Source organism: Methanomethylovorans hollandica DSM 15978 (assembly GCF_000328665.1).
In the GTDB taxonomy this organism is placed as follows: Archaea; Halobacteriota; Methanosarcinia; order Methanosarcinales; family Methanosarcinaceae; genus Methanomethylovorans; species Methanomethylovorans hollandica.
The window spans coordinates 1,530,424-1,555,585 of the sequence record NC_019977.1 but is presented as its reverse complement, the minus strand read 5'-3'; the positions used below and the strand labels follow the sequence as shown (position 1 = coordinate 1,555,585).

The 25,162-nt window shown below is 43.2% G+C and carries 26 protein-coding genes and 1 tRNA gene; 10 read left to right on the top strand and 17 right to left on the bottom strand.

The window, feature by feature from the left end; genetic code table 11:
• Positions 1 to 523 precede the first annotated feature (523 nt).
• Positions 524 to 1,309, bottom strand: a complete 786-nt coding sequence (locus tag METHO_RS07460) for a hypothetical protein (RefSeq protein ID WP_015324929.1) — start codon at positions 1,307 to 1,309, stop codon at positions 524 to 526.
• Between the two features lie 278 nt (positions 1,310 to 1,587).
• On the opposite strand from METHO_RS07460, the gene METHO_RS07455 reads away from it, so the two are divergent.
• The 5 genes from METHO_RS07455 (at position 1,588) to METHO_RS07435 (ending at position 4,841) form a co-directional block, all read left to right on the top strand.
• On the top strand, positions 1,588 to 1,887 hold the full coding sequence (locus METHO_RS07455; protein ID WP_015324928.1) for a winged helix-turn-helix domain-containing protein: 300 nt from the start codon (positions 1,588 to 1,590) through the stop codon (positions 1,885 to 1,887).
• An 18-nt stretch (positions 1,888 to 1,905) separates the two neighbouring features.
• Positions 1,906 to 2,574: a molybdopterin-dependent oxidoreductase gene (locus tag METHO_RS07450; RefSeq protein ID WP_015324927.1), complete on the top strand. Its 669-nt coding sequence runs from the start codon at positions 1,906 to 1,908 to the stop codon at positions 2,572 to 2,574.
• An 86-nt stretch (positions 2,575 to 2,660) separates the two neighbouring features.
• The gene (locus METHO_RS07445; RefSeq protein WP_015324926.1) at positions 2,661 to 3,380 is read left to right on the top strand and encodes an ABC transporter ATP-binding protein; all 720 of its coding nucleotides are present in this window, start codon (positions 2,661 to 2,663) and stop codon (positions 3,378 to 3,380) included.
• Complete coding sequence (locus tag METHO_RS07440; protein ID WP_015324925.1) at positions 3,377 to 4,051, top strand: heme exporter protein CcmB; 675 nt, start codon at positions 3,377 to 3,379, stop codon at positions 4,049 to 4,051. The genes METHO_RS07445 and METHO_RS07440 overlap by 4 nt, the downstream gene beginning before the upstream one ends.
• A gap of 85 nt (positions 4,052 to 4,136) precedes the next feature.
• Complete coding sequence (locus METHO_RS07435; RefSeq protein WP_015324924.1) at positions 4,137 to 4,841, top strand: cytochrome c biogenesis protein; 705 nt, start codon at positions 4,137 to 4,139, stop codon at positions 4,839 to 4,841.
• A gap of 42 nt (positions 4,842 to 4,883) precedes the next feature.
• Here METHO_RS07435 and METHO_RS07430 read toward each other — a convergent pair whose 3' ends face one another.
• Positions 4,884 to 6,131: a HEAT repeat domain-containing protein gene (locus tag METHO_RS07430; protein WP_015324923.1), complete on the bottom strand. Its 1,248-nt coding sequence runs from the start codon at positions 6,129 to 6,131 to the stop codon at positions 4,884 to 4,886.
• A 300-nt stretch (positions 6,132 to 6,431) separates the two neighbouring features.
• Between METHO_RS07430 and METHO_RS07425 the strand changes: the two genes are divergently transcribed.
• The gene (locus METHO_RS07425) at positions 6,432 to 6,860 is read left to right on the top strand and encodes a MarR family winged helix-turn-helix transcriptional regulator (protein WP_015324922.1); all 429 of its coding nucleotides are present in this window, start codon (positions 6,432 to 6,434) and stop codon (positions 6,858 to 6,860) included.
• 19 nt (positions 6,861 to 6,879) lie between these two features.
• Positions 6,880 to 8,064: an MFS transporter gene (locus tag METHO_RS07420; protein ID WP_015324921.1), complete on the top strand. Its 1,185-nt coding sequence runs from the start codon at positions 6,880 to 6,882 to the stop codon at positions 8,062 to 8,064.
• A gap of 193 nt (positions 8,065 to 8,257) precedes the next feature.
• Here METHO_RS07420 and METHO_RS07415 read toward each other — a convergent pair.
• The 4 genes from METHO_RS07415 to METHO_RS07400 form a co-directional block, all read right to left on the bottom strand.
• Positions 8,258 to 8,332 (bottom strand) — tRNA-Glu (locus METHO_RS07415).
• A 67-nt stretch (positions 8,333 to 8,399) separates the two neighbouring features.
• A complete protein-coding gene (locus METHO_RS07410; RefSeq protein ID WP_015324920.1) occupies positions 8,400 to 8,762 on the bottom strand; it encodes a helix-turn-helix transcriptional regulator in 363 nt (120 codons plus the stop codon).
• 38 nt (positions 8,763 to 8,800) lie between these two features.
• A complete protein-coding gene (locus METHO_RS07405; protein ID WP_015324919.1) occupies positions 8,801 to 9,025 on the bottom strand; it encodes an LSM domain-containing protein in 225 nt (74 codons plus the stop codon).
• Between the two features lie 128 nt (positions 9,026 to 9,153).
• Positions 9,154 to 9,531 (bottom strand): DUF3467 domain-containing protein, encoded by a 378-nt coding sequence (locus METHO_RS07400; protein WP_015324918.1) that lies wholly within the window; start codon positions 9,529 to 9,531, stop codon positions 9,154 to 9,156.
• Between the two features lie 118 nt (positions 9,532 to 9,649).
• Here METHO_RS07400 and METHO_RS07395 point away from each other — a divergent pair, with 118 nt between their 5' ends.
• Complete coding sequence (locus METHO_RS07395) at positions 9,650 to 10,099, top strand: hypothetical protein (protein WP_015324917.1); 450 nt, start codon at positions 9,650 to 9,652, stop codon at positions 10,097 to 10,099.
• Positions 10,062 to 11,180 carry a cytochrome c biogenesis protein CcdA gene (locus METHO_RS13330; RefSeq protein ID WP_015324916.1) on the top strand — a complete coding sequence of 373 codons (1,119 nt, stop codon included), beginning with the start codon at positions 10,062 to 10,064 and terminating at the stop codon, positions 11,178 to 11,180. The genes METHO_RS07395 and METHO_RS13330 overlap by 38 nt, the downstream gene beginning before the upstream one ends.
• A gap of 7 nt (positions 11,181 to 11,187) precedes the next feature.
• Here METHO_RS13330 and METHO_RS07385 read toward each other — a convergent pair whose 3' ends face one another.
• On the bottom strand, positions 11,188 to 13,665 hold the full coding sequence (locus METHO_RS07385; protein ID WP_048831282.1) for a DUF5814 domain-containing protein: 2,478 nt from the start codon (positions 13,663 to 13,665) through the stop codon (positions 11,188 to 11,190).
• A gap of 250 nt (positions 13,666 to 13,915) precedes the next feature.
• On the opposite strand from METHO_RS07385, the gene METHO_RS07380 reads away from it, so the two are divergent.
• Positions 13,916 to 14,218: a DUF7125 family protein gene (locus METHO_RS07380; protein WP_052309358.1), complete on the top strand. Its 303-nt coding sequence runs from the start codon at positions 13,916 to 13,918 to the stop codon at positions 14,216 to 14,218.
• A 29-nt stretch (positions 14,219 to 14,247) separates the two neighbouring features.
• Here the strand turns inward: METHO_RS07380 and METHO_RS07375 are convergent, their stop codons facing one another.
• From METHO_RS07375 to cobD, 10 genes are all read right to left on the bottom strand, one after another.
• A complete protein-coding gene (locus METHO_RS07375) occupies positions 14,248 to 15,051 on the bottom strand; it encodes an MTAP family purine nucleoside phosphorylase (protein WP_015324914.1) in 804 nt (267 codons plus the stop codon).
• A gap of 4 nt (positions 15,052 to 15,055) precedes the next feature.
• Positions 15,056 to 16,141, bottom strand: coding sequence for a DUF373 family protein (locus METHO_RS07370; RefSeq protein ID WP_015324913.1), 1,086 nt, complete (start codon positions 16,139 to 16,141; stop codon positions 15,056 to 15,058).
• A 73-nt stretch (positions 16,142 to 16,214) separates the two neighbouring features.
• Positions 16,215 to 16,850: a 6-hydroxymethylpterin diphosphokinase MptE-like protein gene (locus METHO_RS07365; RefSeq protein ID WP_015324912.1), complete on the bottom strand. Its 636-nt coding sequence runs from the start codon at positions 16,848 to 16,850 to the stop codon at positions 16,215 to 16,217.
• A 22-nt stretch (positions 16,851 to 16,872) separates the two neighbouring features.
• Complete coding sequence (gene ileS / locus METHO_RS07360; protein ID WP_015324911.1) at positions 16,873 to 20,049, bottom strand: isoleucine--tRNA ligase; 3,177 nt, start codon at positions 20,047 to 20,049, stop codon at positions 16,873 to 16,875.
• Between the two features lie 144 nt (positions 20,050 to 20,193).
• Complete coding sequence (locus METHO_RS07355; RefSeq protein ID WP_015324910.1) at positions 20,194 to 20,559, bottom strand: hypothetical protein; 366 nt, start codon at positions 20,557 to 20,559, stop codon at positions 20,194 to 20,196.
• 33 nt (positions 20,560 to 20,592) lie between these two features.
• Positions 20,593 to 21,216 (bottom strand): GTP--adenosylcobinamide-phosphate guanylyltransferase, encoded by a 624-nt coding sequence (locus METHO_RS07350; protein ID WP_015324909.1) that lies wholly within the window; start codon positions 21,214 to 21,216, stop codon positions 20,593 to 20,595.
• Positions 21,204 to 22,034, bottom strand: a complete 831-nt coding sequence (cobS, locus tag METHO_RS07345; protein WP_015324908.1) for an adenosylcobinamide-GDP ribazoletransferase — start codon at positions 22,032 to 22,034, stop codon at positions 21,204 to 21,206. Before cobS ends, METHO_RS07350 begins: the two co-directional genes overlap by 13 nt.
• Positions 22,031 to 22,630 carry an alpha-ribazole phosphatase CobZ gene (gene cobZ, locus METHO_RS07340; protein ID WP_048831104.1) on the bottom strand — a complete coding sequence of 200 codons (600 nt, stop codon included), beginning with the start codon at positions 22,628 to 22,630 and terminating at the stop codon, positions 22,031 to 22,033. Before cobZ ends, cobS begins: the two co-directional genes overlap by 4 nt.
• 21 nt (positions 22,631 to 22,651) lie before the next feature.
• On the bottom strand, positions 22,652 to 23,674 hold the full coding sequence (locus METHO_RS07335; protein ID WP_245546260.1) for a cobalamin biosynthesis protein: 1,023 nt from the start codon (positions 23,672 to 23,674) through the stop codon (positions 22,652 to 22,654).
• The gene (gene cobD / locus METHO_RS07330; RefSeq protein ID WP_015324905.1) at positions 23,632 to 25,137 is read right to left on the bottom strand and encodes a threonine-phosphate decarboxylase CobD; all 1,506 of its coding nucleotides are present in this window, start codon (positions 25,135 to 25,137) and stop codon (positions 23,632 to 23,634) included. Before cobD ends, METHO_RS07335 begins: the two co-directional genes overlap by 43 nt.
• Positions 25,138 to 25,162 lie beyond the last annotated feature (25 nt).

Sequence of the window (25,162 nt, the reverse complement as noted above, 5' to 3'; positions counted from 1 at the left end):
ATAAGTCAATCAATCAATCAATCAATCAATAAATTAATTATAGTTAAACACCGATGGTTTGTAACTTATGAATGCTAAAATCGCATTCAATAGATGGTGATGTTAATACCATAAGTTTCAAACAAATGGTTAATAACTATAATTAAAGATTGAAGCAGACAAATAATCTACCAATATTTTGTGTTATTTGCATTCAGAAGTACATAAAAATAAAAAATCAATGATATATTGATGACATTGGTCTTAATGATACACTATCATCAGCAAGGGCAGAAACTCTGGTCAATGGTGGAAAGACTCCACAGAGAACAGAAATCATACAGAGTTCTCTTAAATCTCCTGGATTTGAGATTTTTAGAGATCTGCCAAGCACATAGTTTCCAAATAAAACTTTCCCATTAACATTACCGGCTTTTATGTTTTCCAGATACGCTTCATCCCTGGGTGAAAGATGATACTGTTCATTGTCGTCAACGGCTATTTTTTCGATATAGGGCGCATGTTGGTCTGCTCATGAAACACGCTAAATGACAGAAGAATAGCTGGCAATGGACAATTGTTGTTTTTCACAGAGATGGATATTTTTTGCCGGACGGTGCGCAGCCTGAAGGACAGTAATGAATTTTATGGTATATTCCGGCTTTTTGAATACGAGCCGGATCTTGCGGTTCTTGAAGAAATAGAGCCTGATGTCGTCAGTAAGATACGATTCTCCGGGACTTATCCGCGCACCCCGGGCCTTGAGCGGTTCTGCCGAATGGATGACCACATCGACCATCTTCAGCAGGCTTTCAACATATTTTGTTGAATCCTGCAGATTCCCTGATGCTTTTAGATTAATTACCGTATCGTTCTTCACTTCTATACTATCTGAAGAGAATCTGCTTCCATTTAAGGGAATAAGTTTTTGACAATCTGCTCTTATGCGTTTCAGAGCATTGTTATTGTTTTGAAGGTACATGTTCAGAACATATTCTGCTATCTGAAAGGCATCGTATACTGGCATTTTTTTAGCAAAATAAAAAACATCCTCGAGATCCACAGGTAAAGATGGATTTGCTATGCTTTCAAGGAGAATTATCTGGTTAATGAACCGATCGATCATTATATCGATAGAATCGGAAAGGTTAACCGTATCCGCAAACGGGAACAGGAACAATGATTGTCTCTGGCTTAGAGGAACTTCTACCTTGATACCCTGACAGATCTGTTCAAGCTTTTCACGTGCCTCATTTTGGGCAGATAGCAAAAGCTGGATCGTATTGTTCTGCAAATTGTAGATCTGCTCCCTGGTGCCGTACTCTTGCATGCCTAATGTATCTTATTTCTTCTTAGTATTAATGCTTTTTTGATATCGGGGTGCATTTATGAGATTTTGGCGACTCTAAAACCTTCATAAAAAGCATATATCCTCTCCTAAAACGAAGAAAATCAAATTTCAGCAATAAAATTAGTTGGGAGTATGCCTTGAGTCATAAGATCCCATTCACATATCACAAAAGTTATTTGCCGGATCCTCGGGCAACCTCTTCAGGCGTAGCATATTAATATCATAGATTTCAAAAGAGAGGTCACAGGAGGTTTTTTGTGGTAGAAAAAGACGATCTTGAAGATATAATCATGACCAAACCCGGTCCCCGTGAAGCCAAAAAAATAGAACATGACATGCTTAACAGAGCTGCTTCCAATCCGGTGAGGCGTAAGCTCATCAAGGAAATTGGGATTTACGGTGCCTCAAAAGAAGACCTGCTTAAGAACTTGAATCTGCAGGAAACATCCTTCAAGTTCCAGATCGATTACCTTCTGCACCAGGAGCTTGTAAAAGAAGAAGAGGGAAAATATCGTCTCACTGATAAGGGTCTTGAAATACTTGAAATGCACAGGTGAACATCTCTGTCAGTGATAATGGTTTTGCATGGCAGGATGAACTTTTTTATATTTTTACTTGTTCTTCTGCTTGTTTCTGGCTGTGTTGAACCGCAACAAACTCCTACAGCGAATATATCAGAAACAGAAGATACTTTTTTCGCTGGCAGAGAACTTACGTCAATTAAAGAACAGCGTAACAATGCCATAAAAGGGACTCAGTTCATCAACGAGGCAACCTATACGCTTCAGGTTACAGGAATGGTAAACAAGTCTCTGAACCTTACATATGAGGAACTGCTTGCTTTACCTGTCGCTGACAGGTTCGTGCGCATGGATTGTGTGGAGGGCTGGGGATTCGATGCCAGGTGGACAGGTGTTACCTTGAGCAGCATTTTCAATGATTCCGGGCTACAACCTGGAGCTAAAAATGTGATATTCTATTGTGCTGATGGTTATTCCACATCCCTAGAGCTGGACTATCTGAGAGGGAACGACATAATGCTGGCATACAGGCTCAATAATGTGACCTTGCCGTCTGACAGAGGTTTCCCCCTGCAACTGGTTGCCGAAGGCAGATATGGGTATAAATGGGCAAAATGGATCACACATATCGAAGTGACTGACCAGTCTTATGAGGGATTCTGGGAATCCAGGGGTTACAGCAATCTGGCTATTCTAGAAAAACGTGGATTTTTACCTTTCTGAACAATTATGTTCTTTTCAGGTTCTGTGCACAGGTAATGATCTGCGTGGCACAATATTAATCTAAGTATCATTTCATTTACTATTCCATGGGCAGCGTCATCTCCGTAAAGGGACTTACCAAAAGGTTCGCAGGACATGTTGCACTGCATGATATTGATCTGAATATAGAACAAGGCGAGTTTGTTATCATCCTGGGTCCTAATGGTGCAGGGAAGACTACACTGCTCAAGATACTTGAAACCCTTGTACGACCCTCTTATGGCTCTGTTAAGATCGGTGGATTGGAACTCAGCAGATCGGCAGTAGAGATACGCAAGAAGATAGGTGCCATCTCACATGAAAGTTATCTCTATGAAGATCTGACAGTGGAAGAAAATCTGCATTTTTATGGGAAGATGTACGGACTCCCTGAAAGTGAACTTACTGTAAGGATACAAACGCTCCTTGAACAGCTGCACCTTGAACAACGGTGTATGGACAGGGTCAGCACGCTTTCCAGAGGTATGAAGCAACGCCTGTCCATTGCACGTTCTCTTATCCACGATCCGGATATTATCCTGATGGATGAGCCATACACAGGACTGGACCTGCGGTCAGCATGTGACCTGGATAACATGCTTCTTGAAAACAGCAGAAAAGTCACTGTGCTGATGGTCACACATGACCTAGAGAGGGCATTTGTTATATGTGACAGAGTGATAATACTTAGTGCCGGTAAGATAGCTGTGGACATGAGAAAACAGGAAATAGCTTCTGTGGAAGAGCTCAGGAACATCTATACCACGATATTCGATGGAGGACCATGATACGCAGCCTTCATATTGCAGCAAAGGACTTGCGTACTGAATTACGCACAAAACAGGTGCTTAATTCCATGCTTGTTTTCTCCCTCGTGGTTATGATGATCTTCAGCCTGTCCCTGAGTGACATGCTTAGCGACTCTTCCAGTATTGACCGCCTGGCTCCAGGATTACTCTGGATAGCTTTCATATTTGCAGGAACACTGGGCATCACTCGGGCATTTGCCTCGGAAACTGAGAACTCATGCCTGGATGGACTGCGCCTCTGTCCATTGGACAGTGCAGCCATATACACCGGCAAGGTAATATCCAGTATGTGCCTGATGCTTATTGTCGAACTTCTCACAATACCTGTGTTCATGGTGCTGTTCAACTACAATATTCCAAACATCCCTACCCTGATGTTAGTTATACTGCTGGGTACAGGGGGATTTTCTGCGGTCGGTACTTTACTCTCTGCCCTCACGGTGAATACTCGTACAAGAGAGATCCTGCTTCCTGTGCTTTTACTTCCTCTGCTTGTGCCGGTGCTCATTCCTGCTGTGCTGGCCACAGGCAAGATAGTGGCAGGAGCTGGGATACCCGTGATTATCACAGAACTGCGCCTCATGGCTGTCTATGACATTGTTTTCTTTAGTCTGGCACATCTCTTGTTCGATCATACACTGGAAGGATAATCTGGAAAGGTAAAATAGAAAGATAACAAATTAGATAAAATATATTGATAATACACCTCCATAGAAAAGAACATGGGACAAAAGCATGGATACTAAGAAATTTAGGATGTTGACCTTTATAACAGCTGGACTCGTGCTGATGGCAATATATATGCTTTTTTTCTATTTGCCTATTATGAGGTCCGGTGCCGGAGAAGTTCTAGATAGCAGTTTCAGGATATTCTACTTCCACATGCCTATAGCCATTACTGCATACCTTGCCTTTTTCATTGTCTTTGTTGCAAGCGTAATGCAGCTCAGGTCCCATGATGTCAAGTGGGATATCTATGCAAGATCAGCAGCAGAGATAGGGGTTATATTTGCTCTTCTTGTACTTATCACCGGCTCCATTTGGGCCAGGGCAACGTGGGGATGGTACTGGGTATGGGAACCACGGCTTACCACATCTCTTACACTCTTCCTTGTTTATGTTATCTATTTGCTGCTGCGTCAGGCCATAGAAGAACCGGAATCTAAAGCGAGGCTTGCAGCAGTATTTGGAATAGTGGGTTTCGTATCCGTGCCCCTAAGCTTCCTCTCCATCCGCTTATGGCGCTCTGTACATCCGTTAATGTTCGGTGAAGCAATATACGGCAGCCCAGGTGGGGGATTGGGGGGAACTACTCTACAGCTTACATTGTTAGTTAACTTCCTGGCATTTCTGGCTTTGTTCCTAACACTGTTCATGTACAAATCAAATATTGAGACGCTTAAAGAAGAGATATGGACTCTCAGAGCATCGCATAGATGAGGATCTATTTCCTGGTCTTTGCACAGAGCGTCATTTTTGGTCCTAAACCATCATTTTGTCAACGTGATTGCAAATATTTGAACCTCGTTTAAGCAATTCTCTCCAGCCATTATTGGAGCCTTGAGTATTAGATGCAATTTCTAATACTGTTGCTAACTGTTCAATAACCGCCACAAGTTTCTGCTTACTTTTAGAGCCTTCAATTTCTTTTTTTGCTGCTGTGATATAATCTTTAATTTCATTATTCGAATGCGCCTCTTTAAAAATTACAGCATGGAATGCACGATAAAAAAGATTACAACAAAGTGAAGGGGTGAAGGAGCTGCTATCTTTTGCAGCTTTTTCAAAATAGCAAATTGCATCTTTTAAAAAAGTTCTGAAATCCTCTTCATTTATTGATTTATATGCTTTATCAATGCACATTTTGCCCAGAGAATGATTTAAATGTATTCTAACATCCGGGTCTCCTTCACTTGTCAATCTTTGCAGATCATATCTTGCATCACTTTTACATTCATCAGGAACATGATCAAAAGTATAGATAAGAGTATCTGCAGCATATTTTCTGACCTTTGAATCCTTATCACTTGCTAGTCTGACCAGATCGGCCCAGGCAGCAGATTTATCAGAAACAAATACAAAAGCAGAACCCAGGACAGTTGATGTCTCTCCTCTTACGTCTAAAAATCTATCTCGCGTTAGCCTAATAAGATCATCCCAGGCAGCAGATTTACATTCATCAGGCACACATGCAAATGCAGAGTCTAGGGCAGAAAATGCCATCCATCTAAAACGCGAATCTTCATGTCCTGAAAACCTAATTAGATCGGCCCAGGCTTTAGGTTTGTGTTCATCAGGAACTGATGAAAAAGCATTGATAAGAACTGAAAATGCACTTTCTCTTACATATAGATCGTTATCATCTGTTAGCCTAATAAGATCATCCCAGGCAGCAGATTTACATTCATCAGGAAGTGATGAGAATGCAGGCACAAGGTTTGAAGCAGCTTTTCCACTAATATGTGGTTTCAAATCATGTGTTAACTTAATCAGATCATCCCAGGCAATGCATTTGTATTCATCCGGAACCGATGAAAAGATGTAAATAAGAGTACAAGCAGCATCCCACCTTACTTCTGATTCTTCATCATCTATTAGCCGATGCAGGTCAGCCAAGACAGCAGATTTATCAGGTATCTGATGAAATTCAGATTTCATTTCTTGCAGTGTTCTGATTTTTTCCTTTTCGCTTTCACTCAGTCTTTGAATCTCATTCTGATTTACTGGCATCTAATTCACATGCATCATTTAACTATAAATAAATCGCTGAGTTTAAATGTTAAGTATTTATAAAAATGTTATTAAAAAAATGTGCAAATAAAGCCGCTTTTTTATACATATTTTAAGGAAGTATTGCAGGAACTTCTGTTTTATACAGATCCAAATCCGCGGGAGATTAGTTGCATCAACAACTATATATTTATTAGTTGAATTACAACCCCAATGGTTGTGTCTGCAACTAATTTTGTGGACAATATAGTGAGATTATAAACATGGACAAGGTCAACGTTTGCAAAAAAAGGTGTACAAATGTGTGATAATCAGTTCAGCGGGAAGTTCATCTCATATCTCCATCGATATGGACAAATCTATATTGACAAGAAAATTAAACTATATGGTATAGGAAGTGGACAGTTCTCTTTTCTTGTGCGATTGTATCAAGAAGATGGTGTTAATCAGGAATCTCTTTCAAACTATCTAAAGATCGATAAGGCCACTACTACAAGGGCTATAAAAAAACTTGTTGATGAGGGATATGTTTTCAAGAAGATTGATGAGAGGGACAGGCGTTCATACCTTATTTTTATTACAGATAAAGGGAAAAAGCTGGAACCTGAAATGAAAAAGATAGCTGAAGAATGGGATAACATTCTCTTATCCGGTTTTGATGAACGTCAAAGAAAAGATCTCATGCACTCACTTGAAACAATGTTTGACAATGTATCCAAAATTATGTGAGATAATTGAGGGATCAAACATGGTTCCAAAAAAATCAAAATTATGGACTAAAGATTTTATAATTATTTCTATTGAAAATTTATTAGCTTTCTTAAGCTTTTATTTATTAATGATAGTTATTTCCGGATATGCAATGAGCAAATTTGACTCATCGCCGGGTGAAGCGGGCTTTTCTACCAGTATATTTGTGATTGGCGGACTTTTTATGCGTCTGCTTATCGGGAAATGGATCGGACAGATAGGTTATAAGAAGACACTTCACGCAGGAATTATTTTCAGTTTTATTATGACGTTGATATATTTCGGAGTAAACAGTCTTATCTCCTTACTTATCGTCCGTTTTCTTCACGGCATGTCATTTGGTATTGTTACCACAGCAACAGGTACGATCATTGCAAATGTTATTCCCATGGATCGGAGGGGCGAAGGTATCAGTTATTACGGATTAAGCCTGACACTTGCAACAGCTCTCGGCCCCTTTTTAGGCATGTTCATCACTCAGCATGGCAGCTTCAATATGATTTTTGTTGCCTGTACAATTACTTCGATGATCAGCCTTTTGATTTTCCCATTTTTGTCATCTTTAAATAAAATGGAATTAACAGCAGAACAGTTGGAGAAAATGAAGGGGTTCAAATTTGACAATTTCTTTGAACCAAAAGTCATTCCAATTTCAATGTGTTGTATGTTTATATATATTTGTTATTCGAGTGTTGTTTCATTCCTTGCAGTGTACTCACTGGAAATTAATCTGGTTAGCGCAGCCAGCCTCTTTTTTATCGTATATGGCGCAGTAATCGTAATTACGAGGCCTGCTATTGGCCGGCTGTTTGACTCCAAAGGTGAAAACTCAATTATGTACCCGGCAATTCTAATATTTTCAATCGGGATTCTTCTGTTTAGCCAGGCTCATCATGGATATACTCTTTTATTGGCCGGAGCGGTGTTGGGTCTTGGATTTGGAGCCATACAGTCCAGTACTCAGGCAATTTCTGTAAAAGTAACTCCGCAACATCGTATGGGCTTGGGAAATTCAACATATTTTGCGTTCACAGACATGGGAATGGGAATTGGGCCTTTACTGGTTGGACTCATAATCCCTTTCTTTGGTTACAGAGGAATGTATATGGTTATGTCAATCGTTGCAGCAGTATGCCTCTTAGTGTATTATGTATCGCATGGAAAAAAAGCTGTAGTGATCTAACTATAAACACTAAGAAACGTCTCATCCGACTGATTACAGGCATCACTTCACTGGAGATATTACCTATGCATATCGCTACCCATTCAACGATAATACAGATGCCTGGTTAGGAGTATAGGAGTTGTATCTGCAACCACTAAAAGTTGAAAAATAAATCTAAATACTCCATAAAATTATAGAAAAAAGTTTATAGTGCTCCGGTCGGGATTCGAACCCGAGTCTTCGGCTCGAAAGGCCGGAATGATTGGCCGGACTACACTACCGGAGCACATTGAATAGCGCTGGTTGAGCGACTCCAAAATGGCACATAACCTAATTAAACCTTTCGGCCAGATTTACTCAGTTACACTGGCCTCTTGATCTTCAACGTTGTCCTGAGGCAGGTTCATCACCCACGAGGTCAGCCTTTCACAGTACTCCGGCTGACATGCGTCCCTGCAACCTGCACAGGGAGAGAACATCTCTCCGGAGAGCAAGAGCTCAAAACAGGGTTCTTCCCTATGGGCAATTTTGAGCAGAAAGGTCCTTGCTCCATTGTCCACTGCGGACTCACGAGTGATCCGACCATCCTTCAGAAGTTTTGCTATAACCCTTGAACACTTGCGGCTATCTATATCCAGCTCTTTCCATAGCTGGTTCTGGAACACGCCTTCCTCATGCTTGCCGATTACCTCTATAGCTGTTTCTTCTATTACCATGGTAACCTACGATTGCTATTAGAATCCTGCCTTAAATATTATTCTTCAGCGGGTGTGATAAGAATTATATTATTGCCACGAAGCACCACTGAACCAAGTGACCTGAGCTTTTCTCCGTTAGATATTTCCACGGTATCTAACAGGTGAAGGTTAAGATAATCATCGGCACTGTTAAGTAAACCTTCCAGAAGATGGAGATCGCCTTTCATTTCAACCTGGACTCTCGATCCAACCAGCTTATGAACTCTTTTATTTGGGAACAAATGGAATCCTCACTTCTTAATTTTCACTTTTTAATTGATACTGCATACCCGCCGACATAAGGCAGGACACAAGCTATTAAAACTGTATTGTATCCTATATAATTATAGCGATTACCTCTGAGAGGAACTCAGTTGTAACCCTGTATCTCGCTATTCTCACTGCTGTTTTCAGCGGATGGTTCTGACTTTTTTTCACTCCTGTTAGGTTGGGGTATAGGACCGAACATAGCTTCATATTCTTTCAGATGATGGTTTAGCCATCTGGAAAGCTCCAGTGCTGCAAGGGGTGAAAGAATTATCTCGGCCTCAAGCCTGCGCTGGATCACCTGCACGCCATCCTCATCTGTTCCTGGCCTGGGGTTATCATTATAAAAGCCTATTCTGAAATCATAAGGGCTATGGCCCCCCACGGCACCTATGGAATACACCTGCCTGCAATCCTCCGGTTTATAGAACTCTACCCTCAGTTTCTTCTGGTGTTTTCCATTATTAACATCCGTGCTCATTTTTATCTCTCCAGTTACTGGCACGTATTGTGTTAACATCACTTAAATAAGTGGTGGGGACATAAACACCTCTGTTACAAAACAAAAAGTAATTAAGGAATGCACCCAGGTTACAACTATGAAAATTTCAAAAACACTTGCTATGCTGGTGGTAGCGGCACTTATTATCGTGCTAATCGGAGTCGGTATAGTGGTGGTGCTGCAGCCATCACAGAATGAAAGAGAGTACAATATAAATTCTTTACAAGCCCAGGGGATCGTGCTGAACGACAGTAACGTTTCCATGTACTACAAAACTTACTTCCATGTTCAGGACTGGCGGGTCAACAGAACCACTATAGTGAATGGAAATATCCCTGATATGTACGGCACACCGATAACACCAGAAGAAGATGTCTGGAAAGTAGAACTAATGGAAAGGAGCTGTGCATGTGCCGGTATAAAGCCTATCTATGTCATAGAAGGCTATGTTTCCACGGACACTGGAAAAGTTTTCAACACCACAACGAAAAAAATCCAGGAAAACGAATATGATGCATCCACCTGCGCATCCACAGCATGTCATTAGGCAGGCATTACTGGCTGCTTTAACTTTTTTTTTATTAATATCAGCTGTGCATGTAGTTCTCTGTGCTCAAAATACTACATCTGCTATTGCAGTTGACTATTTTTATGAGGAAGGCTGCTTGAAGTGCCAGCAGGCATTACCTGTAATAGAAAAAATAGCAAATACTTATGGATGTAACCTTACTTCCCATGAGATCATTTCATCTTATGAACTTGCCCGCGGATATGGCATATCTGTAGTGCCTGCATTAGTAGTGGACGGGAAGACAGTTATTACATATAATGATTATCAGGGGAACACCAAAATCCTGAAAGACCTGCTCACGCAAGCTATTGTTAATGTATCCGAAGGAGAGGACAATGTATCCGACATACCAAAGGATGAGGGTGAAGAAGATACAAACCTCTCTTTTTATCTTGTGTTCATTGCCGGCCTGCTTGCGGGCTTCAATCCCTGCATCCTTGCAGTCATGGCTTTTCTGGCAACACTGATACTGTCATCCAGCGGAAGCAAAAAAGACATTTTGAAGATGATACTGGGCTTTTGTAGTGGTATTTTCCTCACATACATGATAGTAGGCCTGAGCATCCTGGGAACAGTACATAGACTGCCTTCACTTAAAGGCATCATTACAACGGTAATGGTAATTCTGATATTCATACTTGGCTTGTGGCATATTTATGATGCTCATCATCTGAGGAAATATTCCAGATCAACCTTCCACACACCCAGATCCATGGTCAAGCTACTTGAAAAAACAGCTAGCAGCAATGTCCTGCTGTTGTCTTTTGTATCGGGGGGGGTATTCTCCCTCGTAAAAGCACCCTGTGTAGGAGCTATATACTTTTCTATCCTGGATATGCTGATAGACAGAACAGATCTTGCACGTGGAGCGTTCTACCTGGCGATCTATAATATAGGGGTTGTCTTTCCTATTATCGTCCTGGGTGTATTGCTCGGCTATGGCATGAAACCCCAAACCATTACAGAACTCAAGGAAAAAAAGCGTGTGGAGATCAGGCTTTTTACAGGGATCATACTGATACTTCTTGCTCTGCTACTGCATCTGCACATAATCTGATGCAAGGTTAACCTTCTATCTGCTGTTTCATTTCCCGGGAAGCACGAACTATTTCTTTTTTAGAATAGACCTTTGCTATCTTTTCCACTGCATCCAGATTACGTACTACGTTGTCAAGGTATCCCAATACATCACCCGGATAAGCAGTCACACCATACAGGTCTTCCAGTTTGCGTACAATACCTGTGGGATCATAGCCTTCCATGCGGATCTCCACGATCTTTGCAGAAAATCGCCTCTCTGCACACCCGCAATAAGGAGAGTCCTTGCACTTACAGGTAAGAAAAGCTGCAGCAAATTCAAAGAGCTGGTCCTGTATGTTCTGGTCAAGCTGAGATATATTATCTCCCTCAAATATTATATCAAGAGAAGCACCCTGAAATACGCGGGAAGGAATATTGATGTCCAAAGCTGTGGATATCTGTGCTGCATATTTGAAGTAACCTGCATCAAAGAACTCCAGGTTTGTTACGATCTCAAGCGGCCCCATCCCCTTAAGCACTGCGTCACGAATAAGGAATGCTGAAGATACTGACAGGAAATGACCGGCAGCTATCTGGCCGAAAGGTGTGAGAGAGATCGCATCCTCTCTTTTTTCAAGGAATTTGTAATGCACCAGCCTGCTGAAAAGTTTTTCTAGCTCAAATGTGCCCATCATCCTGTTATGGATGGCTCCCAGGTCCTTCTTGGAAGATGTAACAGCAGCTGATGCCAGTATCTCTTCCATCTGTTCATCTTCACCATAATCCATTGAGGATGGCAGCATATTGCCCTTAAGCAGTCTTATAGCAACAGCATCTTCGGTCTCGGTTTGCTCGCTGGAATAACGCTTATTGGGAGTTGCCAGCAGTACCACAATACCGATGTCATGATAGTCCGGACGTCCGGCACGTCCCAGCATCTGCATGAATTCCTGCATTGTAACCCATTCGATTCCCATGGCAAGGGATTCGAATATCACTTGTGATGCAGGAAAATCCACACCAGCAGCAAGGGCAGCAGTTGTTACCACCACTGGCAACTTTCCTTTAAGAAAACGCTCTTCTACGGATTTGCGCACGGATTGTGTAAGACCTGCATGATAAGGTGCAGAAACCATGGGCAATGCTTCTGATATGCTGTGGCAATTACGCCGGGAATTTGTGAAAATGATCGTCTGGCCTTTGTGACCTTTTGTGGATGTCTTGGCAAACTCTTCCCTTGCCAGGCGAGTCATAAGCTTGAGCTTGTCATGCTCCTCACAGAAAATAAGGTGCCTTTCAATGGGAACAGGTCGATATTCGTACTCCACCAGCGTAGCATTCAGTTTTTGTGCCAGAGCCAGGGGTTCGGCAACCGTGGCAGAAAGATATATGAACTGAGCAGCAGGAGCAATGTATTTTAACCTGCCTATGACACCGTCAACCCTGTGACCCCGTTCACTATCCTCAAGTGTATGTACCTCGTCTATGACCACAGTACCGATCTTACCCAACAGGTCAGCATCACCTGATCTCAGTATGAAATCAATCCCTTCATAGGTCCCTACAATAATATCAGAATCAAGAGTTCTGCGCATCTTCAGAGTAGACGAAGTGCGTATGCGTGCACTGCCTATTCGTATCGAAGTTTTAAGGCCCAGAGGCCCATACTTAGCTGTGAATTGATCATACTTCTGGTTTGCCAGAGCCACCAGAGGGACCAGATACAGGATCTTTCCTTTTTTGTGTAGTATGTTCTCTATACCCGCAAGCTCGCCTATCAAGGTCTTTCCGGTAGCTGTAACTGAAGTAACTAACTGGTGCTTTCCTTTGAAAAGACCTGCAGCAACAGCTATCGTCTGTACTGGTAGCAGATCTTCTGATTTTTGTAACAGGATATCTTTGAAGTTCTTTGAGATGGGGAGGTCTGCTATCTTCATGGTCCTGGCATCAAGAGATGCCTGTACTGTATCGAACTTCGTCAGTTCCTGGTCAAGACCTTCAGGGTCCAATGTACCAATTGTCCTGTCGAAATCCCTTGTTTGCAACAGCATATCTTCAATGCGCTGTTTAGCCTCATCACTATAATGGCAATGTGGAGCATTAAGGGCCCTGGAAAGTTCTTCTTTTGCACATTCTTCACATATCTTCTCGGAATGATATTTTATTGATCTCCTGTTCAGAAAATTAAATCTACGTTTAAGCAGACAAAAACGGCAGACATTAACAATTTCCCCTTCCAGCTGAAAGCCTTTCAGCATATCAAGAAAAGCTGTAGTGGTAGCATCATTTCCGCCTTTTGCGATCATGATGCGATCGGCCATGCGCAGCAGATCTATGAACTCTGCAGGTGTCAGGTATTCTTCTTTGCCGTCCTTCAATATTCTGAACTTGTGCGGCCTTGCACCGGCTGGTGTCTTATTAAGGATCACTTCCCCGGTGAAAAGAGGCATTTTTCTGCCGCCCTTTATGACCATTACCAATAATTTAGCATTTTCGGGGTTTATGAGGATCCATAAGCTCATTATGCAGCTGAATTGGAGAGAAGGTATAAGTAATGTATGCTTGCTCATCATTCTCTGGAAAACATTATATGTGTTACAATCAATAGATATAAATTAAAATATAATCAATTAGTAATAAAGAATTCAAGTGTCATAATATCTTCAATTTCAAGAGGGAAAGTGTCATGCCAGGGTCGTTCAAGTCTGCAGAAATACAGCAGACAACCAGCAGGGAAATATAAACCTTGTTTTTGACAATTTCTCCTTTTTTATGAATCTGGATATAAATCCGAGAGTGCTTAGAAGGCTGATGCACATCATATACGAGGTAAGCAAGGAAACAGGCACTCTTACATATCTCTATGGTCTCAAAGGCAGTCATCCTAAGCATATAGAGAACGATATCCTTATTTCTGCAGATGTTATCTTTGAGATATCTCTTGACATGGGTGCCGATAAGATGGTAAATAAGCTTGCTATCCCTAAGATGCGAGGCATGTTGCCGACTTTGGAAGTGATCAAGTTCAAGATATGTGATGGTGTCCGGATCGACACTTCGAAGGACATGGCATAAAGATGAAGGACACAGCATGAGTACCCAGGTCAAAGAATTCCATCGTCTATCGCATAATTACACTGGCATTCCCGTTCTATGGGCATGCGTGATGCAATGGAATGCAACAGCTCAAAAATGAGGTCTTTTCTGGAAGTCAGCACATCCAGTACCTCGGTTGCTGTTGGTCTGGAACTCTCAATCCCAGCCGCCATGTTTGTGATCAGACACACAGATGCATAACATAGCTGCATTTCTTTAGCAAGTATAACTTCAGGGACACCTGTCATGCCCACAACATCAGCAAAATTGCTCAACATGCGGATCTCAGCCTTGGTCTCGAACCTGGGCCCTTCAGTACAGGCATATACCACATCGTCTGTCTGAATCCCTTTTTCATTAAGTATGGACCTTATCAGGGAGCACAGCTGGGGGCAGTAAGGATCTGACATGTCTGCATGTACCGTCTCATTTTCAAAGAAGGTAGAAGGGCGCCCGTGGGTGAAGTCCACAAAATCACAAGGAATTGCTATACTTCCGATGGGATGTCCTTGCATCGTACCCACAGAGTTGATAGATATGACCCTGGTAATTCCTAATTGCTTTATTGCCATTATAATAGCACGATAATTGATCTTATGGGGGGGCACATGCCCACTGTCCCCTGCATGCCTTGGAATGAACAATACATTGTTGTCTCCCATTTTAGAGATGAATGCCACGACAGCACCATATTCAGTATGAAGTGTCATTTGTGACTGGTTTGCAAGGCGAGAAAAACCCACCCCGCCGATAACTGCAAAAGATATATGCATATTGGCTATGCACTCATCGTGCTGTTTGCTTATGTCCATCCTTTCACTTCCTGATCGGACTGGCGGAGATCCTGATACCTGCAAGAGCTATGACTATAGCTATGACTATGGAATAAATGAAATATTGCAGTCCTGAAACGATGGAAGGCTGGAAGCCTTCAATAGTAGGATCGAAGGCCAGTATATATGTGGTCGCTCCCCAGAATAGGATCCCAAAAGAAAAAGCGTAGAACGAGGATGATATCTGCCTCAAGCTAAACTTCCCATGCAAGTACATATTCATCATACGACCAAAATTAACAATGATCGCAGCTAATACAAGCCACCATACGGAACTATGTATGAAGACAGTGGTCAGTGGCACCAATCCATGATACCAGATCCCTGCTTGAGTATAATATTGCCATACACTGACAATTCCCTGCACAAAAGCGACAACGATCACCATTAAAGCTGCAGTATGGGTTACAATGACCAATCTGCCCATATGAAAATCATCTTTTATCTTGTTCCAAATAACGGTGACCGTATCACCGAATCCACGGTATAGCATGTAGAGACCCACTGCAGCAAGAATGCCTATTATAGCTCCTTCCGGATAACTTGCTAACAGAAAGATGGAATATATAAGAGCTGCCAGCCCAACCGGAACAAAGAAGGTTTGAGAGATCTTGGGATCATTAAAAGCATGCTTCAGAATATAATAAGTACTTTCAAGGTTCGAGCTTTGCATGATCACTATACGTTTCACGGAGTTGATCTTGATCCTGGACTGGACTATGGGCAGCAATGTTTCATCTTCAGCCCCATCGGAAATGAAAATGGCATTAGAAGCGTGATATTTAGCAAGGACATCATCAAGTTGCTGCGAAATCTTCTGGTCAGAAGTGAGACCAACTTTTTTATCACCAGCAAAGGTAATAAGCTCAGCATCCAGTCCTTTGGCACGTAGCTCATCCAGCACTTTCACGCCGCCGAAAATGGTATTAGAATCCGAATCTTCCGGGTCCGCTATAGACAAAGCAACAGCTGCTTTGATATTTTCCTCTCTTCCTATAATCGGGCTTGAGACCTTTGCCTTTTCGCCCAGGTCATTATCCCGGTCTATACAGATGACAAGTGTATCCATGAAACCTTATTGCTAATTGAGTAACAAAATATAAATAAGTTCTCATGAAAATCGTCATCATAGAACAGCCTCCTTAAGACTCGACCCCTAATGAGGAAATAAGTCTGCGGGCCCATTTCAATTTTTTGCTTTTTGCCGGTGATACCACTGGATCATCAAAAAAGAAACCTGCAAGTTTGATCGTTTCTGCACCAAACTCAATGGCCACATGCACAGCCCGGTCCCCATCCGTAAAGCCACCAAAGTTGAAAACATTTTGAAGGGGAACAGCCTGTGTGGACCCGATAATATTCGTAAGCTGTGGAACATACCTGAGTAGTTTGCTCATATTGTCTCCATGAGCATGAACTACCACAAGAGAACCTTGTTCTGAAGCTTCTATCTCACGCTCTACGTCCCCGTCCAGGTCCGTGACTATAATATCCGGTATTCTGCCCGTATCCATTACAATTGTCGTTGCACCGTCAGCTGCGATCACCACATATCGTTCAAGGTCCAGCCTTCCAAGATCCTCGGCGAGGTTCGGGCCATTACCACAAACAAGGACATGCTTTCCGGATATTGCCCCCTTAAGAGCACCCAGTCCAGGTGAGATCTTTCCTTCAAGCAGATGTGAAAGGAGGAGAGCTGCACGCTCATCCTCTGCCCGGCTAAAGCCAAGATCCTGAAGTATTTCCTCGTATACAGGTTGCCAGGATGTGAAGTCCATGCATAGTCTTTCCTTAAATCTCTCAGCTTCTGGCTATTCCAATGTGCATTGCTATCCCTTCCACATCCCAGTCCTTGACCAGGTCTCCGTTAACCTCAACATCAAAGCCTATGATCTGCACATCTGCACGCACTTCGCTGGCTATCAATTGTTCCAGATCTAGCACCAGGTCCACCACCCTCTCGTCATCGATACAGATAATGACCTTGATGTTCTCTTCCACTGCAAGGTCCATTTCCTTTCGCATATCCTGAACCCGGCGAATGACCTCTCTGGAATAACCCTCTGCTTCCAATTCCCTTGTAAGCTTTGCATCCACATATACAATACCTGCAGATGATGAAGCACTTGCAATCAGGTCAGGCAGTGTTTCCTGGAAATTGACCATATCCGGAGCTATCGTCACAATATTGCCGTCAGCAAGTTGTAATTCGTACCCTTCAGTGCAGGCAAGTTTATTCTTCAATGTAATGACATCTATCTCTTTTAAAGCAGCTATGACCTTTCCAGCATCGCCTTTGAAAACCGGTCCTATAGCACCAGGGTTGGGTACGGCACTCAGCCCGAGTTTATCCCAGGAACCACCAATTTCTGTCAGTACAATATCCTTGGAATTGGTCTGATCCATCAGCACTTCTTTGAGATTATTGACAGCTGAAACCGCTGTTTCATTCTGAGGGGTCAAAACTATCCTGCCCACAGGCCATCTCAGTTTACGCCCGACCTTCTGACGGGCATTGGAAGCTGCCTCTACAATGGAGCGTGCAAGTTTCATCTGCTGTTCAAGGTCCATATCTATAAGGGATTCATTAGGTACAGGCCAATCGTTCATATGTACAGATTCAGGCGCGTCACTGTAGACATTGCATACCAGGTTCTGGTACATTTCTTCGGCAAGATGGGGCATGAAAGGAGCTATAACTTTTGTAATGGTCGTGAATACCTCATACAGTACCCTGTACACGGCTATCTTGTCCGGATCATTGGCCTCGACCCATGTCCTGGGTCTTATAAGCTGTATATACCAGCGGGAAAGGTCCTCAAGCACAAAGTCATTGATGGCCCTTATGGCCTTATGGAGCATACATGTCTCCATGGCAGAATCCACTGATTTTATCACAGACTGCATCCTTGAAAGTATCCACCTGTCCTCACTGCGCATATGTGGCTTCACCGATTCCAGTGATACCTGAGAAGGATCAAAGGCATCCAGCGCCATATAGGGCAAGGGGAAACGGTAGACGTTCCACAGAATATTGATCGTCCGATGGATATTGGCTATCTCATCCTTGCTGAACTTCAGGTCTTCCCAGGGTGCACTGGATGATAAAACGTAAGCACGCAAAGTATCGGCACCGAACTTCCCGATAACTTCCGAAGGATGCACGACATTGCCAAGGCTCTTGGACATTTTCTTGCCTTCCACATCCAGAGTGAAACCATGCATGAGCACACTCTTATAAGGCGCCTTGCCAAAGGCCACCATGCTGGCGCCTAACTGCGAATAGAACCATCCTCTGGTCTGGTCATGACCTTCGGTGATGAAATCTGCAGGCCACCATTTTTCAAGCTCGTCCTTTTGATGTGGGAAGTTCAATGTGGCCCAGGAAGCAACAGCTGAATCGAACCATACATCGAACACATCCTCCACACGGCGCATCTTTCCGCCGCATTCGCATGTAAGGGTCACGGAATCCACATAGGGCCTGTGCAGCTCTATCCCTTCTGTCATACCCGACTTCTCAAGGAGTTCCTGCTTGGTGCCTATGACATCTATAAGTTCACATTCTGTACAACGCCAGACCGGGATAGGTATTCCCCAATAACGCTGCCTTGAGATACACCAGTCCCTTGCACCTTCTACCCAGTCCCTGAAACGTGCTGAGCCTGCCCATTCCGGATACCAGACAACCTTATCTATCTCTGAAAGCATCTGCTCCTTTAATTCCGAGATCTTCAGGAACCACTGGCGGGTAGCAAGATAGATGATCGGTGTTTTACATCTCCAGCAGTGTCCATAACGGTGGGAAATACTACCTTCTGCAAGCAGAAGACCTCTTTCCTTGAGGTTTTCCACAACAACTTTATTAGCTTCCCTGATGTGCATATCAGTATATTCACCAGCTTCTTCCGTATACCTGCCATCTGGCCCAACCGGACAGAAAATGGGAAGTCCGTGTTTCATACCTACTTCAAAGTCATCCATACCATGCCCGGGAGCTATATGAACACAGCCCGTGTTCTCGGCTGTTACGAAATCTGCAAGATATACATTATGCTTGAAACGCGCCTGCTTGGGGATCTGGTCTGCAAGCGGGTGTTCATATTCCAGTGTCGTAAGGTCTTCACCCAGCATGGTATCCAGTATCTCGAAATCAGCATATCTGCCTTTTTTGAGCACATCTTTGACCAGCGAGGAGGCCATGATAAGGATCTCACTTTCGCCGGAAGATGTAACAGCCTTTACCTTTGAATACTCAAATGAAGGTTGCACTGCCACTGCAATATTGGATGGTATGGTCCAGGGAGTTGTGGTCCAGATAACTATCGATGTACCTGGTTCATTCTTCAGCCGGAACTTCACATAGATAGAAGGATCTATACGCTCCTCATATTCAACTTCAGAATCCGCTATTGCGGTTTCACATCTGGGACACCAGTTGACCACTCTTTTTCCCTCTTCGAGCAGGTCCTTTTGTTGAGCCTGCTTCAGAGTCCACCATGCAGCTTCGATATACTCGTCCCTCAGTGTCATATACGGGTCTTTCCAGTTGAGCCATACTCCCAGGGAGTAGAACTGGCGGGTCATATCGTCTTTCTGCAATAAGGCAAATTCCTTGCATTTTTCTATGAAATTACCGACGCCATACTTCTCAATATCTTTCTTGGACGTAAAACCAAGGACCCCCTCCACTTTTACCTCTATGGGAAGCCCATGCATGTCCCACCCGGCACGGTCAAGTACATGATAATCGTTCATTGAACGGTACCTGAGTATGGAATCCTTGATTATCTTATTCCATGCAGTACCTAGGTGTATGTGGCCGGTGGTATATGGTGGACCGTCCACGAAAAAGAAACGCTTTGCACCCTTTCTGAGCTGGCGTACCTTTGAGTAAGCATCGATCTCATCCCAGAAAACATGTATCTTGGATTCGATATCGCCTGCGTTGTATTGACCTGTGATCTCCTTTAACATAGGAAGTCTCCATAAGCATGATTATTAGATGTTCACCTATTGCGGTATTCAATTTAAATGCTTTGTTCTGTGTTTTAAGAAAAAAAGATAGTTCATCACCGTAATACAGATGCATTTACGGGCATGTACCCTTTGAAAGAAATGTCACTCCATAATATCCTGGACAGCAAGTGTCTCAAGCAGAAGTTCATTGAAAAGCAATTTTTCCAGCGTTCTTGCAGCATACATGCGGTGCTGATACTTCTGGATATCCTCATTCATACGCAGTTGCGAATCGACCTGTATCCTGAGCAAGGCAAAATGGAACGCATTCTCATCCCTAAGCTGCATTGAATAGAAAGTCTCAAGAAAATAAGGTAAAAGATAAGGATTATCTATCACACTGCACAGAATAAGCAATTCATCGGATATTGACCCGGTGTCTTTGAGTACCGAATGTCCAGTGATCACCTTCAATGTATCAAGAGAATATTCCTTCCCTGCCAAGACTATTTTTCCTGCTGTGGACATCACATATACCTCACTGATCATATAAAATGAAGATCATGACCGGGATAATAGTCTTTGTTCTATTATCTCTTTGCATCTGTGCAGATCTTCGGCACGGTTTATGTTCAATGCAAAAGCAGCTTCTTGGCTCACCAGACTCTCATAATCCTGTTCCTGCTCAACATTACTGCCATCAATGATATTTACACCACTGGGCACTATCAGTTCACCCCCCCAGTTAAAGACCGTATCCGGCCTTACTGAAAGGCCTTTACATACTGCCAGGGGAGAGAAAACCGACATTGCAGGTTTCCCACATTTTTCATATTCTTCGATAACATAGTCAATATGCTTACCATTAAGCAATGGCAGATCGGCCATAATTATCATGACAGGAGCATTTATAGCCGCCTCTTTTACGGCATATATCATATCACCTACATAATTGCCTCCGCCGGTCATGATAGATCTTACCTCGCCATTATACTTCTTCTTAAGGAAGCTCTGTGTCAGAGGAGTGGCAGGGGATACAGCAACATATACCTTGTCTATCCCGGAAGCTTCGTGCAAAGCGTCTATAACATAAGTTATCAACGGTTTGTCCAGCAAACTCACACAGGGCTTCTCCCCCATACCAAGCCTGCTCCCCAAACCTCCGGCCATAATTATAGCATCCATGGAATCCCTCCGTTATGATAGCTCAATATCAATACAATAGTTATAAGAGCGATAGTTCTCCCTACCTCGTTGGAAGTGCCGATCACATCCCCGTTCATCCCGCCAAAATGCCTGTTACTGATGTTCAATACGACAAATGCTGAAATGATAGCAGCTATAAGGGCAATAAGTCCTCCATACCAAAGTCCGAAAGGCTGCAGGGCGATAGCACATATTACAACTGAACCCGATAGTCCCACAACATATTTCGGGATAGTCGTATTCTGTACCAGAATAGAACCCAATCCTTCATGGATAGACTTACCGAAGGCTGCTATTGTGAGCATGCACTGCATAGCAGATATTTCTGCTATCAGTATGGAGGACAGCAGGATAGCAGCGGCAGTCCGCATACTACTATTAGCCAATATAACGGCTTCTGATTGAAGGCAAACGATCGAGGCATATAATGCCAGAATACCCATTGCACAGAATCCTACACCTCCTATGCCAAGTGCAACATCCTTAAGAGCACGGATCTTCTTTTCCAACGATCCATGAGCAGTTACACCATCTCCGAAATCTGCAAGTCCATCAAGATGGTTAAGACCTGTAAGATAGTATACAAAGATGACTATCAATATAGCGCTTATCTGCTGTGGCAATGTCATCATGGCCAAGAAAGCGAACATACCCATAAGTAAACCTAACACAGCACCTACGAGAATATGCAAATAGGTCCGCTTGAAGAACTCGTCCAGACCCTCCATTGTCAATCCTACCGGAACAGTGGAGAGAAAACCAAAACCGGACCTTAATGCCAGAAAGAAATCGTTCATCCTGCGATCACACCACTATTATCACTACTTTTGTTATTTTTATCGCTTTTGTCTTCCTTATTTGCACCGAGGTCTGCCATGCTCCTGGTATACATGTTTGCGGAAACACCACCAATAAGCCCGCCTATGACATCGTCCATGAAAGGACCTAGCTTTGAAAGAATGCCCGGTTTTTGCTTATCGAACCTTACAAATTCAAAAGTGCCCTTGTCACCACTGATGTACCTGGAAATACTCATCCCAATAACTTCGTCAGCTATTATGAAAGTAAGGTCTCCTTCATAGGATTTTCTGCTGATGTTAGGAAGATGACCTCTGCGTCCTTCTTTTTCCAGCAGTATACCGGCATATATGAGAAGACAAAGGTTCGGATCGGACAAGGCCAGATCCAGTTCCCGCAAAAACACTTCTTCTGCCTTTTCCCTTGTCTCTATCCCGGGATGTGGAACATATAGCTCAAGTGCCGTATCGATAAGCATCTTTACAGTGATACCCTCTTCCTTAAGAATATCCCTTATATCTACGGTCACATCACCTTCCAGTTCCTTTGACTGGTCTTTTTTCATATCGGTATTTTTGATATCTGATAGTTTCATACTCATCACTTTGGTCAGGCTTTAATATAATACATAGAAACGATCCATAATAATGTAAAGCAAGGAAGCGCACATCAGCACAGAGATCAAAGAAGAGCTCAGAACAAGGCTGCGTGTAAGTTTAATGTGAAAGAACTTAGGATAAGGATTCTCTGCTGCCAGCACATACACTTTGGGTTTCTCAAGGCGAATACTCATAGCTCCTGCAAAAGCCGCCATCGGATAACCGGAATTGGGTGACGGGGTTTTTCTCCCATCCTTAATGGAGTACCTGACGGTATTCACCGGATCAAGAGATCTTGAAAAGGCTGGAATCAGGCTTAGTATAACAGCAGCTATGGATATGGGTAACAAAGAAAGACGGGCAGGTATCCAGTTCAATATATCATCGAACCTTGCAGAGAACCAGCCAAGATGCAGGTATTGGGGATCCTTGTAACCCACCATGGAATCAAGGGTACTGGTGGCTTTGAATACGTATGCTGCTATTATCCCCAGCGGTCCGAATAACGCAAAGTAGAACAACGGAGAAAGTATACCATCAACGAAGTTCTCAGATGATGTCTCGATCACTGCAGATGATACCTGCTCTTCAGTTAATTGCGAAGTGTTCCTGCTCACATACATGGACAGTTTCTTCCTTGCTTCATCCAGATCACCTACCGCAAGTTTTTCATACACTTCTTTACCGGCATCCATAAGGCAGCGTATGGCAAAGGTCATCTTCAGGAACCAGGCTGCCACAAGATATCGGATCAATGCAGGTATGCTTTCAGTATCTAGTATCAAAGTAGCAACAATACCAATAAAAGCAGCGAAGAGAATGCAACACAATGCCATAAAGATACCATAGAGCCTTCTATTTGCTAAAGGCGCCCTGCGCTTAAAAAATGATATAAGATTGCCTATCCATACAACAGGATGTATGGCAAAAGGTGGCTCCCCTAGTACCAGATCAATGATAAAAGCCAGGAGCAGTACAACGATCAGATCGAGTGTAGCTATCGTGAAGAACATAATATAGGCTCCATGACCTTTGACCATGCCTTCTTAAGCCCTTCCTCAGTACAGCCCTCGGCAGTGAGCACCGACAACATCTTTTCAATCACATTGGATTCATGCACCAGCCTGCATTCCAGACAGCTCCATACATCATTACCACTTGAACCGGTTATCCACTTACCATCTGTACGCTCATCCTGACACGGATAGAAAGGGCAGAAACAAAAAGTACAGTCCTGTCCTTCAAAATGGCAAGGATAGTAATTGCATTCCCTGTTGCTTCCCAGTGGCCCTTTCTCCCTGGCCTTTGCCAGATTGCGCTCCAGATAAAGGATTGCCTGTTCTCTTCCCCATTCCTGAATGACCTGTCTTATGCAGTCCATTATCCGCTCATTTTCCTCTCTTGTGCGTACGGCTATGCGTATATGATGTTTTCCAATATCCTGGAAAGAACTGCAATCCCTTATCAGTACACCGTGAGCTGACATCCTTTCGGTCAATTCTGTGGAATCCATGGACAGATCGCTTATATCCACATAAATAAAGTTAACAGTGCTTTCAAGGGGCTTAAATCCACGGCGTTCCAGTTTTTGCATAAGGAACTCCCTCTCTCTGGATATCATTTCCCTGGATTCCACAAGATAACGGCTATAACATCCGCCTTCCATATTCATAAGCACAGTGCTTACCTCTTCTGCCACGCATCCCAGGTTCCAGGAAAGCCGTGCATTATTAAGCAATGTTGCTATCTTTACAGAAGCGACACCAAAGCCCATTCTGATGCCAGGGATAGCAAATGCCTTGGTAAGGGAACGCTGGATGAACAGATGATCATTGGCTTCCACCAGGTCCACAATGGTCTGTGAAGGATCAGCCAGTTCTATAAAAGCTTCATCAACAAAAAGGACCACATTGTTATCCCGGCATTTGTCAATGAGGGCCTCGAGTTCTTCCCGGCAGAATAATCTGCCAGTGGGATTATTGGGATTACACACGAAAAGAAGCCTGGCCCCCTTTAAGATCTCAACGGGGACATCCGGAAGCATCTCCTGCTCAATGTATCGGACCTCAGCTCCGAATATGCTGCATTGCTGTTCATATTCGCTGAAAGTAGGAGATGGAATGAGTACTATATCTTCTTTCTCTATAACCGTCTCTGCCACCAGGCGGATTATCTCTGAGGAACCATTGCCTGGGATTATATTTTCCGCTGTCATGCCCTTCCCTATGAAACGGGCTGCTGCATCCCTGAATTCCAGGTAACGATTGTCAGGGTATTGCCCCATCCTCTTAAGGGCAGTATGTAATATATTGTCCATATCAAGCCCGGTGTATGGATGATCAAAAGGAGTACCGTATGGGTTAAGACTGGCACTTGCATCCAGTAGTTGGGATTCCGGTATGCCGTATTGCTGGGATGTTTTCTTCACCAGACCTCCGTGTTTACATGGCTGGACCTTTAGCAGATGTTCTCTGACCGGGATAAATTTTGTTTGTCTTGACACAGTTATCGCTTTTTTTTAGGCAACA